The organism is Pseudoalteromonas sp. SMS1 (assembly GCF_021530565.1).
Classification (GTDB): domain Bacteria; phylum Pseudomonadota; class Gammaproteobacteria; order Enterobacterales; family Alteromonadaceae; genus Pseudoalteromonas.
This window is the reverse complement of record NZ_JAKGBI010000006.1, coordinates 285,680-305,054: the sequence shown is the minus strand read 5'-3', so window position 1 is coordinate 305,054 and position 19,375 is coordinate 285,680. Positions and strand designations below refer to the sequence as shown.

16 protein-coding genes and 1 riboswitch are annotated in these 19,375 nt (G+C 41.7%); of the genes, 11 read left to right on the top strand and 5 right to left on the bottom strand.

The window, feature by feature from the left end; translation table 11 throughout:
* Nucleotides 1–193: 193 nt before the first annotated feature.
* The 3 genes from L1286_RS10060 (at nt 194) to rmuC (ending at nt 2,689) form a co-directional block, all read left to right on the top strand.
* Complete coding sequence (locus L1286_RS10060) at nt 194–400, top strand: hypothetical protein (protein ID WP_235406804.1); 207 nt, start codon at nt 194–196, stop codon at nt 398–400.
* Nucleotides 401–408: 8 nt separating this feature from the next.
* The gene (locus L1286_RS10055) at nt 409–1,089 is read left to right on the top strand and encodes a response regulator (protein ID WP_328284209.1); all 681 of its coding nucleotides are present in this window, start codon (nt 409–411) and stop codon (nt 1,087–1,089) included.
* A gap of 142 nt (nt 1,090–1,231) precedes the next feature.
* Entirely contained in the window at nt 1,232–2,689 is a 1,458-nt protein-coding gene (gene rmuC / locus L1286_RS10050; RefSeq protein ID WP_235406801.1) for a DNA recombination protein RmuC, read from the top strand.
* 34 nt (nt 2,690–2,723) lie between these two features.
* Here rmuC and L1286_RS10045 read toward each other — a convergent pair whose 3' ends face one another.
* From L1286_RS10045 to L1286_RS10035, 3 genes are all read right to left on the bottom strand, one after another.
* Nucleotides 2,724–3,203 carry a hypothetical protein gene (locus L1286_RS10045; RefSeq protein WP_235406799.1) on the bottom strand — a complete coding sequence of 160 codons (480 nt, stop codon included), beginning with the start codon at nt 3,201–3,203 and terminating at the stop codon, nt 2,724–2,726.
* Between the two features lie 192 nt (nt 3,204–3,395).
* Nucleotides 3,396–5,432, bottom strand: coding sequence for a tetratricopeptide repeat protein (locus tag L1286_RS10040; RefSeq protein ID WP_235406797.1), 2,037 nt, complete (start codon nt 5,430–5,432; stop codon nt 3,396–3,398).
* Nucleotides 5,433–5,905: 473 nt separating this feature from the next.
* Nucleotides 5,906–7,510: an isocitrate lyase gene (locus L1286_RS10035; protein ID WP_235406796.1), complete on the bottom strand. Its 1,605-nt coding sequence runs from the start codon at nt 7,508–7,510 to the stop codon at nt 5,906–5,908.
* Between the two features lie 234 nt (nt 7,511–7,744).
* Between L1286_RS10035 and L1286_RS10030 the strand changes: the two genes are divergently transcribed.
* From L1286_RS10030 to L1286_RS09995, 8 genes are all read left to right on the top strand, one after another.
* Nucleotides 7,745–9,922: a malate synthase G gene (locus tag L1286_RS10030; RefSeq protein ID WP_235406794.1), complete on the top strand. Its 2,178-nt coding sequence runs from the start codon at nt 7,745–7,747 to the stop codon at nt 9,920–9,922.
* A gap of 183 nt (nt 9,923–10,105) precedes the next feature.
* Nucleotides 10,106–10,954, top strand: coding sequence for a MipA/OmpV family protein (locus tag L1286_RS10025; protein ID WP_235406793.1), 849 nt, complete (start codon nt 10,106–10,108; stop codon nt 10,952–10,954).
* 9 nt (nt 10,955–10,963) lie between these two features.
* The gene (locus tag L1286_RS10020; RefSeq protein WP_235406792.1) at nt 10,964–11,332 is read left to right on the top strand and encodes a DUF3019 domain-containing protein; all 369 of its coding nucleotides are present in this window, start codon (nt 10,964–10,966) and stop codon (nt 11,330–11,332) included.
* A gap of 9 nt (nt 11,333–11,341) precedes the next feature.
* Nucleotides 11,342–12,031 (top strand): response regulator transcription factor, encoded by a 690-nt coding sequence (locus L1286_RS10015; protein WP_235406790.1) that lies wholly within the window; start codon nt 11,342–11,344, stop codon nt 12,029–12,031.
* Between the two features lie 8 nt (nt 12,032–12,039).
* Nucleotides 12,040–13,296: an ATP-binding protein gene (locus L1286_RS10010; RefSeq protein ID WP_235406789.1), complete on the top strand. Its 1,257-nt coding sequence runs from the start codon at nt 12,040–12,042 to the stop codon at nt 13,294–13,296.
* Between the two features lie 287 nt (nt 13,297–13,583).
* Nucleotides 13,584–13,682: riboswitch (cyclic di-GMP riboswitch) on the top strand.
* An 87-nt stretch (nt 13,683–13,769) separates the two neighbouring features.
* The gene (locus L1286_RS10005) at nt 13,770–16,001 is read left to right on the top strand and encodes a DUF4955 domain-containing protein (protein WP_235406788.1); all 2,232 of its coding nucleotides are present in this window, start codon (nt 13,770–13,772) and stop codon (nt 15,999–16,001) included.
* Between the two features lie 108 nt (nt 16,002–16,109).
* Nucleotides 16,110–16,280, top strand: a complete 171-nt coding sequence (locus L1286_RS10000; protein ID WP_235406786.1) for a hypothetical protein — start codon at nt 16,110–16,112, stop codon at nt 16,278–16,280.
* Nucleotides 16,281–16,461: 181 nt separating this feature from the next.
* A complete protein-coding gene (locus L1286_RS09995) occupies nt 16,462–16,824 on the top strand; it encodes a hypothetical protein (protein ID WP_235406785.1) in 363 nt (120 codons plus the stop codon).
* Nucleotides 16,825–16,913: 89 nt separating this feature from the next.
* Here the strand turns inward: L1286_RS09995 and L1286_RS09990 are convergent, their stop codons facing one another.
* The gene (locus L1286_RS09990; protein WP_235406784.1) at nt 16,914–17,363 is read right to left on the bottom strand and encodes an Hsp20 family protein; all 450 of its coding nucleotides are present in this window, start codon (nt 17,361–17,363) and stop codon (nt 16,914–16,916) included.
* A gap of 216 nt (nt 17,364–17,579) precedes the next feature.
* On the bottom strand, nt 17,580–19,157 hold the full coding sequence (locus L1286_RS09985; RefSeq protein WP_235406782.1) for an alkaline phosphatase D family protein: 1,578 nt from the start codon (nt 19,155–19,157) through the stop codon (nt 17,580–17,582).
* Nucleotides 19,158–19,375: the final 218 nt, after the last annotated feature.

The window sequence follows — 19,375 nt, the reverse complement described above, 5'->3', positions numbered from 1 at the left end:
GCTGGTTTTTCTTTTTATGGAGAACTGCTTGTGTTGGAAGCTGTGCCATCGCTCAAGATTACTACTCGTGTAATATAGTGTAATTGCAATTACCCTTTTTTCTGGTTTTGTTCCACATTTGATCCATATTCTTGCTCTTTAATACACACATAGGAAAAAAACACCAAATGAATTGGACTTAAGGCGGGTAACTATGTTGTGCTATGAAAACTCAATTTCGCAGTTAAACTTTATTGAACCTCAATCGCTGTGCGACTATGATCTTATTAATGAAGTTGCAAGCTCTGAAGATTTGGCCAGCATACTAACAATGCTGTTGTTTGATGACACATTGTCTTCTAATTTGAAGAAGCAGGTTAAACAGCAATTAAGAGTACTTAAAGCAAAAAAGAGAAACTAATGGAAGAAATGAACCACATTTTGATTGTCGAAGATGATTTTGATATTGCTGAGCAGGTGATGTTGTTTTTCAAAGCATCCGGCTTTCAGATATCACATATTGCTGACGGCGCAGAAGTGGTTGATTGGGTCCGTGCAAACAGTCCAGATGCAATATTGATGGACATAATGCTACCCAATCAAGATGGTGTTGCGTGTATGCAGCAGATCCGAGAGTTCTCTATGGTCCCTATCGTCATGTTAACAGCGAAAGTCTCTGAAGCTGACCGCCTTAAAGGTTTGGAGTTTGGCGCTGATGATTATGTGTGTAAGCCCTTTAGTGCAGCTGAGTTGGTAATGCGAATCAAAGCGATACTTCGTCGCTGTAGTAATGTGACAGCGCCAGAGAAGCCGCTAATCGAAGTTAATGATGCGCAATTACTGGTCTCTCTAAAAGGCCAATCATTAAGCCTGACAAAAGTCGAATTCGATGTATTTGCGATGCTGTACAATGCGCCGAATAGAGTGTTTTCACGACAGCAAATACTTGATCATATTCAGCCGGATAATTTTGATATTTCTGACCGAGTGATCGATAGCCATATCAAAAATATCCGTAAAAAAATTAAGAATATTGAGTTTTCACCAAAAATAGTTGAGTCGGTTTATGGTGCTGGTTATCGTTTTAATGAGCAACATATCGACAGCTGAGCCCACATGCCTTTGCAGAGAGTGAGTTTCTACCGCTCGCTCTCGAATCCCCACTAAATTTACGTTTCTCTCGCTCATCTAAGTGAATGATTTCAAGTACTCAGGTATGATTTAACGAGCGTTAATTGATAAGAGTCATACTATGTTTTGGAGTACTTTGTCTGATCTGCCAATGGTAACTATTAGTCTTTTGTTTGGTTCAGGGGCGATTTCTGCTTCGATGGTTTTGGCCGTGCTGTGTTATTCCATAAAACAAAAAGCTCGTGCTGACGCTTTAATGTTGCAAAATCAACTGGTTATGCTGGAGAGAGTCAATGAAGAAATTAAAATTGAGCTTAATGAAGCAAAGCAACAACAGTTGAAACTTCACGGCGAAGCTCAACAATATCAGGCTCGACTTACAGAAAAGCATGCCCAACTAAAAGAGTACTATGGGTTGTGGCAGCAAACTCAGACCCTATTGCAAAATGAGCAAGATAAAGCGCATCAATTAGCGCTCAAGCTGACAGATACAGAAACTACCTTGATTGAGAAGCAACGTGCATTTGAAGCACAAATAGCGCAATTAGAGCAAGCAAAAGAAACACTGAAGCAAGAATTCGAAAACCTAGCGAGTAAGATTTTTGAGGAAAAGAGCCAACAATTTGCAGCACGTAGCCAAGAAAAAATACAGCACATTTTGACGCCGGTTCAGGGTGAGTTGAAGGGGTTTCGTGACAAAATGGAAGCGATACACAGCGAAGAGCTTAAACAGCGTGCAGCACTGCAAACTGAGCTTTTACATTTACAAGCAAACAATCAGGCGATGACTGATCAGGCAAGCAAGCTGACCACGGCGTTACAAGGACAGACTAAAACGCAGGGAAATTGGGGCGAGCTGATGCTGGAAAATGTACTAGATAGTGCAGGTCTGCGGCCTGGTTACGATTACAAAAGAGAAGTAAGCTTTACCACAGAGCAGGGTAAGTTTCGCCCTGATGTTATCGTTTACTTACCACAGAGTCGGCATCTTGTCGTGGATGCAAAAACGTCTCTGAATGCCTATACGCGCTATGTGAATGCACAAGATGAGCTCGCAGCTCAACAGGCACTGAAAGAACACGTCTTGGCAGTCAAAGCGCGAGTCAAAGAGTTAGGTGATAAGTCCTATGAGCGACTGCCTGGGTTAAACTCTCCTGAAGTGGTGATCATGTTTATTCCCGTTGAATCTGCTTTTGTTGAAGCCATCAAGTATGCCCCTGACCTTTATCAATATGCGCTCGAGAATAAAGTTCTGGTCGCGACGCCAACCACATTACTGACCAGCCTCAATATTGTAAAACAGCTATGGCGTTTTGAAGAACAAAGCAAACATAGTAAGGAGCTTGCGCTAAGAGCTGAAAAGTTTTACAACAAATTGAACAGTTTTCTGCATAGTTTGGAAGGGGTTGGTAAACAACTTGATAAAGCGCAGGAAACCTATGATAAAGCGCTCGGGCAGCTTTATTCAGGAAAAGGTAACTTGATTAAACAGGCCTCTGAATTTAAGGAGCTGGGTGTTGCAGTGAACAAGGATTTACCGGAAGAGTTACTAGAAAAAGCAAAATTAGAACTGGATTAATTGCGGACAATAAAAAAGGGCTGAAAGCCCTTTTTTATCTGGTACATAAAGCGTAATCACCATTTCTAGGTTTGTCAGAGTACAAGAAGATGTAAAGTGCATTATTTTTTACATCATTCCATACTTTGCTACTTGCATGAGGGCAAAGTGATTGTTGAATATAGCCTTTTATTTCGCTGCGAGTCATCGCTAGCCTTGTTGGGATCTGAATAAATACGTTGAGCTCTCCCTCGTCAAAATTAACACGACTTAGTTTCCAGCTACCCATCATAAATTGTTTAGAGAAATAACGGTTGATGCGTTTTTGCGCTTCAACACTAATATCAGCATGTACAATTGTTTTTGAATTGTTGTCTACCCAATAATTCCAAGCGGACGCTAAAATCAAAAAGCCAGCAAGTAACAGAGACCAAAAAGGCAAAACCTTATTAGACTTTGATGGTACTTTTGACTGACGTCGCTTTCGCTCTGCAATTTTGACCCAATCATTGTGTTTCATTGTACGCTGTGACATAAATTCATTCCTCCCGTTCATGTTGCTTATTAAAACAATGCAATGTGGATAGAAAATGGAGCAAATGAGAAAGGATAAGTGCTCGGAGCAGTTGGGTCGTTATTTTCTAAAAATAGTTATTTTTTCGTATTTTTAAGGTAACTAGGAGCCAGCCCATTAGACTGACTCCTTGGCTTAAACTCGACAACAAACTTACTTGATTGGCAATGAGATTGAAATGTCTAAGCCGCCAAGTGCACTTCGTTTAATATCGATATTACCTGACATAAGTTCAACTAAGCTTTTACAGATGGACAGCCCTAACCCAGATCCCCCGGTTGCGCGACTACGAGAGCTTTCTACACGATATAACCGCTCAAATAGTTTCGGGATTTCTTCGTCCGTAACGGTCGGTGACGAATCTTGCAACTCTATATTTAAGTGCTCTTTGTGTTGATACATTTTAAATACGACACGTCCAGGGCTATCTGTATACAGGCAAGTGTTCTTGCATAGGTTTGTAACAACCCGGTCAAGCTTTGGTTTGTCAATGTTAATGGTTGCGCCATCCGGAATATCAATTTCACTGCTAAAGTCCAAATTATGACTTTCTGTCATACGCGCAATGTCATAGCTATAGTTTTCAGAAAGTGTCCTAACACACTGGATCTGTTCATTGAGCTCTATAGCATTGTTTTCGGCTTGAGAAAGTTGGTAAACATCGGTAATTAGCGCGTTGAGCTGTGAGATTTTGTCATTTATTTTGGCATAAGCTCGGCTATTATCGTCAAATAGATTGTGCTCCAGAGCTTCTATATGGAGTTTCAATACGCTCAATGGGGTTCTGAGCTCGTGGGAAATATCAGCGAGGAGTTTTTCTTTTTGCTTTAAGTTTTGTTGATATAATTTGGCTGCTAGGTTTGCTGAACGATGTTTGATGAAGTAGATGTAGGTCAATAGCGCACATATAAACAACGCCGAGAAACCAGAGATTAACCAGGCTTTTTGCATAAATTTATTGTGCTTTAACTGACTCTGGGCAAGTGCTTTTTCTTTTTCAGACACTTCTAACTGCTGGCGCTGAACTAAGCTACTAATGCTGTTTCTATAAGTCTGCGCTTTTTGGTTGTTCAGTTTGATGTCGTTGGCTTTATGCGCATTGAGCGCCTTTTGAATAAAAGCATAGGCTTCATCGGTTTTCCCTTGTTGTGCAGCTAAGTCTGCAGCTATTTCATAATAGTGTATTGTTAATGGCGAGTGCTCTTCTTCTATGACTAAGTCCGCCAGTTCAGACACATAGTTCTCTGCTAAGTGTGGTTGTTCCAAAAATAAGTATGTTTGAGCTACGCCAATGAGGGCATAAATCAATTGAACAGAGCTTTGTGCCTTGTTTGCAAAGTCCAAACTTAAATGCGCATTGATCAGCGCTTCTTCGCCTTGACCGAGTTTTATGTGGCTACTGGTTAACATATGATAGGCTCGAGAGAGCGCTTCATTCGCCGTTGTTTGCTTTAAGTATGTAAGTGCTTCGTTGATATTCTCAATTGCTAGTACATGGTTTTCTTTTTTAAAAGATACTTGGGAAAGTCTCAAAGCGCTGTCTGCGATAGCCACAATTTCGCCATGCTTTTTATCTTCAGCAAGTGCCCAGCGAAAAAAGATTTCAGCTTGTTCATAGTCATCCAGTCTAACCGAAATGTCACCCAGGTTATAAAAGTTGCTCGCTTTAATCGAGTGGTCATTACTGCCTTTCAAATAGCTTTGAGCTTTGATTTGAAACTGCATGGCTTGTGCCAATTGGTCTTTATGATCGTACAGCGTGCCTAAATTACTATACGCGAGTCCGATTAACGTATTGTCTTCGAGCTCCTGAGCGGCTTTCAATGCGCGATAATAGTGTTTCTCTGCTTCGTCTAAGCGTGACATTCGGCGGTAGTTAATGCCTTTTTCATTATTGAGGGTTCTAACAAGTGGCGTGTCTAAATAGTGATTCTCTTCAATATATTCTAATGTTGATATGGCTTTTTCAAATCGTCCCTGCTTGCGGTAGATTTTCGCCTGTATTAACAGCACTTCAAGCGCTTTTTCCTGATTGAGGTTTTCCAATCTCCAAGGCTCGATTAAATCTAATGCAATTTGATACTTACCTTGTTTCTCTAGACGTTCTAATTCCTCTACATCAATACTTGCAGATACGCTTTTTGTAGAGAATATGCAGGTTAGTAACAAAGGCACGAATATTTTTTTCATAATTTTTCATGTTAAATCAAGACCGTCGCATGCTATGCAACAAATGTGTGACAAATATGGATCATGTAAAGGGGCTTTACAATTTTGAGTAAGTAAAAATGTGCTCTGAGCAAAGTGGCGTTAGTAAAAAAATGATTTATAAGATAATTCGTTGGTAAAATTCAGATCTGAATAGCGAAAATAGTTGGTAAAAATTCGCTTTGTGAGCAATGAAAATGTGCATTTAGTGCTGGATTATTGATTAGCATGCACCAATCGTACTTAATTACGGTCATGTTTGGCGAAAAAGTGAATTATTAAGTGCATTTACCGTACTTAAAATTGTTGTAATTCATAAGCTAGTATTTTCTTGATCCAGATAACAACAGTGCGTAAAAGTGTGATCTGAAACAGATGCAAAACTGACCCCTATCATGATTTTTTCAGATCATGTAAAAAGGGCCCTCAGGCCCTAGTTGTTGGGATTGAAGTGTTTAAAATTGGTTCATTGTGTTTGCTTCGCCGCCAGCTTTGAGTGCATTGTCGCCACTAAAGTATTCTTTGTGGGTATCTCCGATATTTGAGCCCGCTAAATCCTGATGTTTAACAGACGCTTGCGCTCTTCTTATTTCTTGCCTTTGAACATCTCTGACGTATGCCAGCATGCCAAGTTCTCCGAAGTAACCCTCAGACAGCATATCTGTGCTGAGTGCGGCAGTATGGTAAGTTGGCAAAGTAATTAAATGGTGAAAAATGCCCGCTTGTTGTGCCCCATCCATTTGGAAACTTTTTACTTTTTCGTCGGCGATTCTCGCTAACTCAGTACCGTCTAATTCTGGTGCCATGAGTGCTTTTGGGTCGATACTCGGATCTGGATACGCCTCTAATGTTTCACCTTGCGCTTTTAGCTCTTGGTATGCTTGCTCACGGAACTTCAAGGTCCAGTTGAATGAAGGTGAGTTGTTGTACACTAATTTGGCATTGGGCACTTCTTCACGTATACGGTTTACCAGTTCTGCAATTTGATCGACGTTAGGCTTTTCGGTTTCAATCCACAACAGATCTGCGCCAGCTTTAAGGCTTGTGACGCAATCTAACACCACTCTGTCTTTTTCCGTTCCTTCTTTGAATTGATAGAGGCCATTCTCCAAGCGTGTCGGCTTTTGTAATTGACCATCCAGCTTAATGGCCATTTCTCCATCCTGAAGCATACTCACATCATCAATGATTTGTGTATCTAGAAAGGCTGTGTATTGACTTGCAATATCACCGGGCTGTTTTGATACCGGGATCTTTTGTGTCAAGCTCGCGCCCAGAGAATCTGTCCGCGCCACGATAATACCCTCTTCAACACCAAGCTCTAAAAATGCATATCGTACGGCGTTAATCTTGGCTAAAAAATCCTCGTGAGGGACTGTCACCTTACCAGCCTGATGACCACATTGTTTGGCATCGGATACCTGATTTTCAATTTGAATTGCGCAAGCACCAGCTTCAATCATCTGTTTGGCCAACAGATATGTCGCCTCCTCATTGCCAAAACCCGCATCGATATCTGCGATTATAGGCACAATATGTGATTCATAATTGTCTATTTCTGACTGGATAGCGCTGTAGTCTTGGCCTTTTGATCTCATATCATCAAGCGCTTTATATAAATGGTCTAACTCTCGAGCATCGGCCTGTTTAAGGAAGGTATAAATCTCTTCAATTAGCTTTGGCACTGCTGTTTTCTCATGCATACTTTGGTCTGGAAGCGGGCCAAATTCAGAGCGCAGCGCTGCAACCATCCAACCACTCAAGTAAACATATGCCTTTTTGGTAGTTTTTTTGTGCCTTTTTACTGCCATCATCATTTGTTGTGCGGTAAAACCATGCCAACAGCCAAGTGACTGTGTATATTGCGTCGCATCGGCATCATAACGCGCCATATCTGCTCGCATAACTTTGGCGGTATGCTTCGCGATATCCAAACCCGTTTTAAAACGATTTTGCAGATGCATTCTGCTCGCATATTCTGGGTTAATTGATTGCCAGTTTAGATTTTTTGACTCGCAAAGCGTTGTAAAGCGGTCGATCTGTGTTTGGTAGTCACTCATGGTTATTATCCTTCGAACGAGTAGTTAGCTAGATTAAATCGGTATGTCACAACGGAATATGTGAGAGGTGCCGTGACGCTTAATTAAACACTAGGACGACTTTTTAGATTTTTTAAATTTATAGTTGTTATTATGAGTATATTTTTAATGAATGGCTAAAGGGGTTTGTTTTTATACAAATTGATTTATTTTTGAATAACCCGTTCAGAAATTATCGTTCATAGGACCTCGGATATGAGTGCAACTATTCAACAAGCTGGCTTAACAATTGATGGCAGCTTTTATGACTTTGTAAATCAAGAGCTCTTGTCAGGGCTATCAATCGAACCTGAGACGTATTGGCAAGGTGTGGCAACCATAATCAATAAACTCACACCGATAAACCGCGCTTTACTTGCTAAACGCGATGAGATGCAAGAAAAAATTGACCGCTTCCATGTTGAAAACCCTACTTGGGATGCTGCTAAATATCGGACATTTTTGGAATCTATCGGTTATTTACAACCAAAACCTTCTGGATTTGAAATCATCACACAGAATGTAGAACCCGAAATAGCCCTTGTTGCAGCCCCTCAACTTGTTGTCCCCGTGAATAATGGGCGCTTTGCATTAAACGCCGCGAACGCTCGATGGGGATCTTTGTACGACGCCCTATACGGCACGGATATTTTGCCTGAAGAGGACGGCGCTGAAAAAAGTACTCAGTATAACCCTGTGAGGGGGTTTAAAGTGATGGCATATGCGAGGCAGTTTCTGGATAAAGTATTGCCTCTGAGAAATGGCTCACACATCGAAAGCACTCACTATAGCATTGTAAATAAAGAACTTATTGTTACTTTGAACGATCGTAGGCAAGTCCCTTTATTAGATCCAATGCAGTTGATTGGTTATCAGGGACAAATTCAAAACCCCTCGCTATTATTGTTTAAACACAATGGACTGCATTTCGAACTGCTCATTGATCCCAGCGATCCCATTGGTCAGGCTGATAAAGCGGCGATCAAAGATGTGATCTTGGAAGCCGCGCTAACAACCATCATGGATTGTGAGGACTCCGTGGCAGCGGTTGACGCGGAAGATAAAATCCAAGTTTATCGAAATTGGTTACAGCTCAATACGAGTGCGTTAACAACGCAATTCCTCAAAGGCGGTGAGGTAATCACACGTGAACTCAATGCTGATCGAACATACGTGTCACTGGATGGAGAACCGCTTTCATTGGCTGGTCGTGCCATGATGTTTGTGCGAAATGTTGGTCATTTAATGACGACGCCTGCCATTTTAGACATGAATTGTGATGAAGTATTCGAAGGCATTTTAGATGGGATCATAACTGCCACTGCGGCATTACATGATTTGAAGAAAAGCAATGGATGCCGCAATTCAACAGCTAAAAGTATCAACATAGTAAAGCCTAAAATGCACGGTGCCGAAGAAGTCGCTTTCACTGAATTGTTATTCAGTGAAGTAGAGCGGTTACTTTCTTTGCCTGCAAATACGATAAAGATGGGCATAATGGATGAAGAGCGCCGTACGTCAGTCAATTTAAGTGCGTGTATTTATGCTGCTAAAGCGCGTGTTGTCTTTATTAATACAGGATTTTTAGATAGAACTGGGGATGAGATCCATACATCTATGCTTGCTGGAGCGGTATTACCAAAAGAGCAAATTAAGTCCCAACCTTGGATCACCGCTTATGAAAATCAAAATGTTGAAGTGGGGTTGGCATATGGCTTTAAAGGCAAAGCACAAATAGGTAAAGGGATGTGGGCTAAACCGGATAAAATGGCTCAAATGATGGAGCAAAAAATTGACCAACTGCGTGCTGGTGCGAATACTGCTTGGGTGCCCTCCCCGACTGCGGCAACGTTACATGCGATGCATTATCACGAAATAGATGTACAAGCGTGTCAGCAAGCGATTTTATCTCGCCAATCTCAGAGTCTCACCGAACTATTAACCCCACCTTTAATGCGCGGTCATCAACTAAGTGAATCTGATATTCAAGCTGAATTGGATAATAATATACAAGGCATACTTGGCTACGTTGTGAGGTGGGTTGATCAAGGCATTGGTTGTTCTAAGGTACCGGATATATCTCATGTGGGTTTAATGGAAGATCGAGCCACTTTACGCATTTCAAGCCAACACATTGCAAATTGGTTGTATCATGGAATTTGTACGGAAGCACAAGTGCTAAATACGTTCGCAAAAATGGCCAGCGTTGTGGATAACCAAAATAGTGCGGATCCAAATTACCAAATGATGTGCTGTAATGGGCGCCCAGACGCTGAAAACTTATCTTTTCAAGCCGCCGTGGCACTCGTTTTTGAAGGGCGAAATCAACCAAATGGCTACACCGAGCCGTTACTTCACCATTATCGACGCCTATATAAGGCGCAACATAAATAGTCTGGCTTGCTTTGTAGCTCTGCACTTGAGAGGACAGTGCAGAGTGTAAACCCCCTTGACATATTCCCTGCCTAGTAGTTTGTTATTAGATACAATTTGATACACCTTGGTATAATTAGACACGCTATTTTTAATGCGTTTTCAATATATTAATTAGCAAATGTACAAAAATAAGAAATTGCTATGTTCTCTAAAATAACAGGTCATTCGCTACTTGCAGCTGTGTTGTCTCTCTATAGCTCAAGTGCTATATATGCCAAGTCAGAGCCTGATTTTTGGCAAGGGTTTTATAGTAAACGTGAAGTCGGTGGTTTTTTGTCCGTAGGGGCCAGTCTGACTTATTCCGGCGGTTTACTGTCTGATATCGAAACACGCACACATCTCGTCATTAGTGGTAATTACTACTTTGAAAACGGACTGTTTATCGAAGTGCCTGGTAATTCAAACAAGTTTGAACCCAGTTGGGTCATGGGATACAACCTTTATAACCATGGAAACTGGGAGTTTGATGTCATTTATTCATCAGCGCATGCGCCGCTAAACTATCATGTCCACCCCAAAGATGGCAGTGATAAAGATCGCACCGCTTATATTGGAATTAGGGCCTCAGCGGCGTTAGGGGACTATCAGTTTCAAGCACTTGTTGCTCCTAAAGCCGATAATAGTGAATATAACGATGGTGTATATGCATCGGCTTGGATCGCCCGTTCTTGGCAATACAAGAATTGGCATTTTTACGGTTCAGTTGGCCTCCAGTATCGTAATAGTCAGATGCTGGATTATTACTATGGTGTACCAGAAGACGCGGTAATATTAGCGCCTTACGAAGCATCTGGTGGCTTTAACTCGCATTTAAAGGTCGGCTTTACTAAACCACTCAGCGCATCTTGGGTACTAGATGGCACCGTTGGTATAACTGATTACGCCAGCAGTATTGATGACAGCCCTTATTCCAAGCTGGCTAAAAAATATAACGGCAATCGCAGTGAACTTGGTCGACATGTTTCTTTGACATTAAACTATGTGTTCTAGGAGAATTCGATGAATAAATATATGTATTTGCTCGCGATTTTTCCTACTCTCGTCTTTGCAATGCCGGCCCAAACGCCATTTATAATCAGGCCCGACCAATGTGTGGCTTTAGAGCAAGGTCAAAGTTGTTTTATCGATATCACGGTGCGGTGGCAAACAGAAATAAAGGGAAATTACTGCTTATTTATTGATGAGGTTAAGAACCATTGTTGGCAGTCTGCAAAAGCTGGAACATGGAAAAACGAGCTAGAAATGACTCGGGATGTGGTACTAAGCCTCAAAGACAGCGAACATCAATTGATATACAGTGGTAAAGTGCAATATGCGTGGATCTATAAGAAGCGCAAAAATAAAGCCGTTCGTTGGCGTATGTTCTAAGGGTTAGTGATGGAAACGATTAGAATCGCGCTAGTAGAAGATGATGTCGAATTGGCACAGTGGATAGCAGAGTATCTTGAAGTAAAAAAATATCAGGTGACTGTGTACCATGATGGTAAAGCAGGGCTGGAGGGGATAAAGCTCGCGCCGCCAGATCTGGTTATCTTGGATGGTATGCTACCTAGCATGGATGGTTTGGAGGTATGCCGAGTATTGAGCAGCAGCATGACAATCCCTATCCTTATGCTTACGACGAGGGATGAAGAAGTCGACGAAATTCTGGGCTTAGAAATGGGGGCTGATGACTATCTCACTAAGCCCGTAAGAGGCAGGCTTTTGGAAGCTCGGATCAAAAGTTTGCTGAGGCGATCTTGTCACTCTGTGCGGCCCTCCTCTTCGATTGTTTTGGGTCAACTAGAGGTGAACCCAGATACCAGAAATGTGACACTCAATAGTCTTAATATAAAAGTATCCAGTAATGAATTTGATGTGCTGTGGGTGCTTGCGCAACATGCAGGCTCTGTGGTTACACGCGAAGTACTCATTCAGAAATTACGAGGCTTTGAATATGATGGATTTGATCGCTCCATCGATTTACGTATCTCACGTCTGCGCAAAAAACTTGGCGATATCAATGAGCCCTATAAAATCGCAACTGTGTGGGGGAAGGGGTATCAATTGGCAAAAGATGTGTGGTAGGTGACATCATGTGGCAGTTTGTGATTGCATTGGTTGGCGTATTACTGCTAGCAAGTATTGTACTGGGGCAAGTCATTGATCAGTTTTACACATCGGACAATGGGAGCCACCAACACTCGTCGTTTGATGAGATAGAATTGGCTATCCCTTTACTACGCGCCATTGCAGCCAGCGAAATGTCAGAGTCAATAACCGTGCCCAAAGAAAATGGTCGGGCGGCTAAGATTGTGTATCGTGAGCCCCAAGTATACCCTTTACCGGATGTGCTTATGCAGCAACTTGAACGAGGTGAACCGGTTTACTTGGAAACACAAAAACATGTCATGATACATCTACTGACAAGTCAGGGCACAATTTTGGTTTATCAATATGACAAGCCGCGCCCTTTTAGTGAGCATAGTCTAAGCTTAACAATCTCATTTTATGGTTTGCTAGTTACAATCATGGTCGCTTTCCTTACACCTTTTATAAGACGGCTAATAAAACTAAGGCAAGCCGCTAACCGGTTAGGCGATGGGCAATTAGGTGTGAGGCTGAATATTGGCACGCTTTGGTACCTGCGGGATATTGAGTTGTCATTCAATCACATGGCTGACAAAATCAATGTGTTGATGGATGATATTAAGTTGTTAGCAGGGGGGTTGTCACATGAGTTGAGAACACCGCTTGCGCGGATACGTATGGGTTTGGATACCCTGGTTGAAACTGACGACGACACACAACGCGAAAAGTACGAAGTCAGAATTAATAGGCAGCTAGATGAAATGGAGCGGTTGTTACTTCATATGCTTGAATTCGCGCGTCTTCAACACAGTTTAGATGATGCAAGCCCCCACCCTGTGTGTGGGCAAACTCTGCTACAAGAGCTTGTATTTAATGATGTTAATAAATCGATGGCAGTGTGTGCACCGAATACAGACTTTTACATAAATGCAGAGCAAAGTTATGTCATTATGGCACTTTCTAATATTATAGAAAATGCGCTTAAATACGGTAACGGACAAAGTTTATTGGCAGTTATCATAGAAAAAGAAACGGTCGCATTTACAATCAGTGACGATGGTGGCGGCATAAGTGCTAAGCAACATGAGGCTATTTTTAAGCCCTTTGTGAGGTTGAGCCAAGATTCAACCCAAGGGTTTGGAATCGGCTTGGCATTTACTGCAAAAATAGTGCAACGCTTTCGAGGGTCCATAGAGGTTGACCACTGTCCTAAATTAGGTGGAGCAAGGTTCACATTGCGCTTTCCTCGCGTGTATGCCTAGTCGTTTGACTAGATGGTTACATATCTTAAAAAGTTGAATGGTTATGCGTTTTGCGCGTGATTTTTAAGTATTCAGACATGACCTATCGTGCTTTATTTTTGTCATTTATTTGAAATAACCCCTTTTGATGTTTGAATGAGAGGACCTTATATAGGTAAATTATTTTATAGTTTCCATTTTTTTTAATTTTTAATTCCAGGCTGAACAATCAATTAGGATTAATGCTCTAATTTGTGTTTGACGTATTTGGAACCTTCCTATAAATTCCTTTTGAAAATTAAACAAACTGTAGTTACTGGCAAACTAGATGAAAATCTAGGACGCAAAGCTTCCGGTCTAAAGGTTCTGTATTCGTATGCAGAACCCACGATAGCGGGGTTGCTTCATAATCAGGAATATTATGAATACTCATTTAGGATGTGAGCGCCAGATCTACTCAATACCGCTAAATTGTTAGCAAATTGAGGTTAGAGATGAAAAGCTTTTCAACTAAAACACTTGTTTCTGCATTGTGTGCAATTGCAAGTACCATTCCTATTCAGGGCTATACAAATGACTTTTGGCAGAGTTACCTGACGTCGAGAACGGTACAGTCTGATCTAAGAGATCCCGACTCGAAAATAGCGGATGATCAGATCATTGCCAATTATTCTTACGCAGGTTACCAGTTTTCAAATCAACCGATCCCAGACGTTAACACTCTGGGTTACCGTACTTTTGACGTCACAGAGTTTGGTGCTGACATAAAAACTGGTCGCTCTGATAAACAGGCTGTTCGTGATGCGATTTCCGCTGCACATGCATATATCGATGCAGGAGGTCGCGGCGCGATTATCTATTTCCCAGACGGTATCTATGATTTAAATACCCAAGCTGATGTTGAACACCTAGATATGTCCGATACTGCCATGGGCCGTAAAAGCCGTGCCGGCGGATCTATTCGGCTTTCACGAGGCAATATGGTATTACGGGGAGAAAGTAAACAAAGTATCTTATATATGGATAAACACTTAGACTTGGTGTATCCATCTAAGATGTGGACTAGCCCATTTCTATTTGAAATCGGATATAACTATGATAATCGTGATCCCCGTGTAAAGGGTGTGAGTCAAAAAGTCGTCTCTCCAAGTGGTGAGAAGTTCATCACCGATGTGATCTCTACACATCCGAGGCATTCCACACGGACGATACAAGTGAGTGACAGTACTTTATTGAAGGTTGGTCAGTGGGTTCAATTGTCACGCTTTGACCCTCGTGAAGATACCATTGCAGAAGCTTTGTCTCCGTACAAATTAGAGGGAAAATGGGGCGGGATCAAAAAAGGCTTACGCTCGCAAGAATACCATGAAATTACCGCGATTGAAGGCAACCAAGTCACTTTTGCCGCTCCAATTCACCACGCCGTCCAAGGTGATGGGTATTGGGGATTAAAAAAAGCCACATTGATTGAAAACATCGGTATTGAGAATCTGACGATTCAAGGTAATTGGCAAGCTGAATTCAAGCATCATTTGAGTGGTGTACACGATGGTGGTTGGAGCGCTTTACGAGTTTCGCGAGTCGCAAATGCGTGGCTCAAAAATATTGATATTATTGATGTTAACCAAGGCATAACGGTGGTCAACGGCGCTGCTATCACACTAAAAGATATCCATTTTGGTGGAAACCCAGGGCACTTGAGCTTAGACATTAATGCATCAACGCACGTACTGGCGCGCGATATTGATGATCAAGCGCATCACTGGCATGCGGCTGGGTTTTCACATAAAGCAACTGGCAATGTTATCTCTGGCTCAACCCACGCTTCTGATCGTTTTCATAATTTGCATGCGAATATGCCGTATAGCAATTTGATTGAGGACAGTAAAGGTGGCTGGAACTACGGGTTCATGGGAGGTGCTCAAAGCGCACAGCCAAATCATTTAAAACACTTGGTGTTTTGGAATGTGACAAATACAGCGCAGAATGAGGCACTTGATAAGTGGGCATTTATGCGACATGACAGTAAATATGGCCGTGTCATCATGCCTTATGTTGTTGGTTTAAAGGGGGCTGGATTCAATGGTTTCGAAAGCCAACAAAGGTATGACTCTAGCCTTGCGGATGTGGCGCAGGCTCATGTTCAGCAAACCACGCATATTGATAGCTTGTTTGATGCCCAATTAATGCAACGCCGTTGTGCAAAACGTGTGACGGGTGACAATTTAATCGGTGCATGGTCAATTGTTGATAGCGTATGTGATCTCTCTGGCAATGGCCGGCATGGCGTGACATTTGGTGGTTATAAAAGCGTATTTAACGGTGTAGAACAACGCGTAGAGCTTGGCGATATTGACCGTTTTAGTACCATCGAACTGGAATTTAAATATCATACTTGGAATACCACAAAAGCAGGGTTTGCGCTGTCAAAAGGAAACTATGGCACTACAAACCCGTATTACATCCAAATAAACAAGCAAGGCGTGCTCAGTGCCCGTGTTAACGGACAAGGTGTGAATGCAGGCAACTACGCCGATGGTCAATGGCATAAACTGGTGATGCAGTTATCTGGCAACTTACTTTCACTGCACATCGATGGTCAGTTTATCGGCGCTAAAGAAGTTGTTATTCCAGAGGAAAATGATATCCCTTTGAGTATCGGATCACCGCAAAAAGGGACCTACCCCTTCGTTGGTGAAGTGAAAAATATACGCATTTTTCAATAATTGATGGTTGTCCGTTGACTGTTTTTAAACGTGGGCACTGCTTGGCATTTTATTCAAGTCAGCTCGGTATAGACTGGGCTGCAATTGAGCTTATTTAAGGTAATTTATATGACAACGCTTCCTCCATATAAAAAATATGCATTGATTAGTTTGGCATTGGTATTTAGTTGGTTTTCGAGTTTTGCTGTCAATGGTATTAAAGTAGATGAAACCTCTATGTACTGCTTAAAATTAAAAGATAAGGCGAATATGGACTTGTGCAGTAACCAAACACTATAGAGCGAACGGTCTGCATGTCTTGTTGCAGGCCTTCTTTTCTCGATACCTTTAGCCTATTAGTCTGCGTTACTCTCCACACTTTTTTACACACTCTTCTGATGTATATGCTAATTTGAGTACATAAGCTGTGATGTAAAGGACGTATTTTTTGAAAAAGAAAAATGGCCTGCCGTGTTTAATCATGTCGGCACTTTTGAGTGGATGCGTATATTCTCCCTCCAAACAAATTTACTTTGATGAAAGTTGTGGTGTAGAGCGAGAAGTGACTGACGTGACTCAAGATTATTATTATAAATCTCAAGATGGCCGCTTCCCTGCTATGACGGGAGATTTGTTGTTTCCTATTGTACTGACTGCTGTTTCGGCAATCGTATCGAGTACGAAACAGATCGCAGATGCTTCGTCAGAGTCCAGGAAATATCAGAAAACATGTCTTCAAAAAGGTGTTGAACCAAGCACTAAACAGTCGTTCAACCATGCTAATTCGAGTAATAAAACTAAATGCAAAAACAACGCGTTATGTACTATTGAAAGAACGTACTAATGGCTGTAAAGGGGATTTACACGAAACGGAAAAAGCCGCAATGGGCGGCTTATTCAGGGAAGTTCAATGAAAACAAGTTTAAGAAAAGTTTAGCCTTCGCTTTCTAAGAGCTTACCGGTACCAATCTCTATTTTTCTTGGTTTTAACGCCTCTGGTACCTCTCTTTCTAGGCTTATTACCAGTAGGCCATTTTCCAATTCAGCACCGATTACGCGAACATGGTCACCCAATTGAAAGCTTTGCTCAAAGTTACGTTCCGCGATACCTTGGTGAATAAATTTGCGCTCAACTTTGTCTTCTTTATTGGCTTTTTGGCCCTTTATTCTGAGTGTATTATTCTCAGACTCAATGTGTAGCTCATCATTGGTAAAACCTGCGACAGCCATCGTAATTTGGTACTTATCATGGTCCAACGCTTCAATGTTATATGGAGGGAAACTTGCTTGCTTGCCGTTGTGTGCTGCACGGTCCATAAGTGAAGCAAGGTGGTCGAATCCGATGAATGAACGATAAAGTGGAGTTAGATCTACGTTGCGCATAATATATATCCTCAGTTAAGCGATAATACCTGTTTACTCTTCATATGAACCAGTAAACAGGTTAAAAGTAATGTTCTTAATTTGGTTTGGGACCCTGTCGGCGTCCTCAATACACTATTTATGGACGGTCAAAACAGTTTTCAAGAAAAAAACTAAAAAAAAATTTAAAAGCCCGCATGGTGGGCTTTTAAAGCAAGCTCATCTATCTTTCAATTGCTATTGTAACTTTGCTTGGCCTGAATAGACTGTAAATTGCTTGCCGACATATACTTGGTCGTTTTTAAACCCGACAAATGGTACATGGTGCCATTTTGCAACCAGTTTAGAGCGATTTATATCTAGCGTGACAAAACCACGATTTGCTAAATCTACGTAGCGAATATGAGGGTTTTCTGGCATTAATATTTTACCTACATCACCCACAATTTGTTGCAAACCAGGGACCGGTATCGATGGCGAAGTAACAGAGGAGGTCACTATTTCGACGGCAACGGCCCCATCATGCGTAAAGCGGTTATACTTTCGCCAGTCATAGGGGTCTTTACAGATATTCGCAGCCCAAGAAGAGTGAACATCACCGGTAAGTACGACGACGTTATCGATATTATTCGCATCAATAAAGTCGAGCAATCTTACTCTGGCTGCTGGGTAGCCATCCCATGCATCGGCATTGATAGGTTTGCCCAGCATTTGAATTTGCATCATTTGCACTTGTTGACCGAGTAATTGCCACTGTACACCCTGTCGCTTTCCTTCAAGCAAGTTGTCTTGTAACCATTGCTCTTGTTCAAACCCTAATAAGGTGCGCTGTGCATCTAATCTTTCAGGGTCATTGACGTCAACTTGTTGATCTCGCCCTACAAATCGAGTGTCTAGCATATTGAGCTCGGCCAAATCGCCAAATTGAAAGCGTCGGTATGCCTTTTCTCGGTGGCTATTACTAGGCTCACGGATTGGCATCCATTCATAGTAAGCTTTAATAGCAGCCTGACTTCGGGATTGCCAACTGCCCTCACCTTCATTGTGATTTTCAGCACCACCTCGCCAAGTATCATTTGTGAATTCATGATCATCCCAAACGCAGATCATTGGATGTGTTTGGTGCAACTTTTGAAGATCTTCATCTGTTTTATAACAGGCATGGCGCTGGCGGTAGTCGGACAGTGTGACCATTTCATGGGCGGGTACAACTTTACGATTCCATAGAAATGGATTGCGATAAATGTCTTTATTCCCATACTCATACAAGTAATCACCTAGATGCAAGACCGCATCGAGGTCTGATATTTCAGCAATACGTGCATAAACGTTAAAATAACCATAGCTAAAGTGAGAGCATGAAGCCATTGCGAGCTTGATGTTCGATACATCATAAAGTGGCAAAGTCTTTGTTCTACCCACCGGAGAAATGAGTGGTTCATCTAGCTCATCGACAATAAAGCGATAGAAATAACGGGTGCTTTCACGCAATCCCATTGCATCGACTTTCACGGTAAAGTCTTTGTTTTGATCTGTGATCACATGACCCTCTGCGACCATATTTGAAAAGTTTATGTCAGTTGCGACTTGCCAGAGCACCTTAACGGTTAACGTAGCTAGATCGACATGATCGCTGATCTCTTTTGGTATGGTTATCCGTGTCCATAAAATGACGCGATCAGCTAAAGGGTCGCCACTGGCCACACCATGGCTGAATGGGTTTTCTGAAAAGGTGCACCCTGAGAGGGACAGTGACAGAGGCAAACTCGATATGACTACACTGCTTTTGATAAAACTGCGACGGGATATGTTCATAAGTAATTACTCTAATTTTTGCATTTTTTGCATAGTAAATATGTAAAAAGTTAAGGTTTAATTTAATTTTTGTGAATTTTGAGTGTGTGTGGTGTATTAACATGCAATTAAATGAATAAATGCGCGGTATTACAGGACATAAATGTTGAATTGCTAGACAAGCGAGGAGTCGGTAATATGCTTGTTATTTGTTCTAAGTTTTTATATTTAAAATAAAA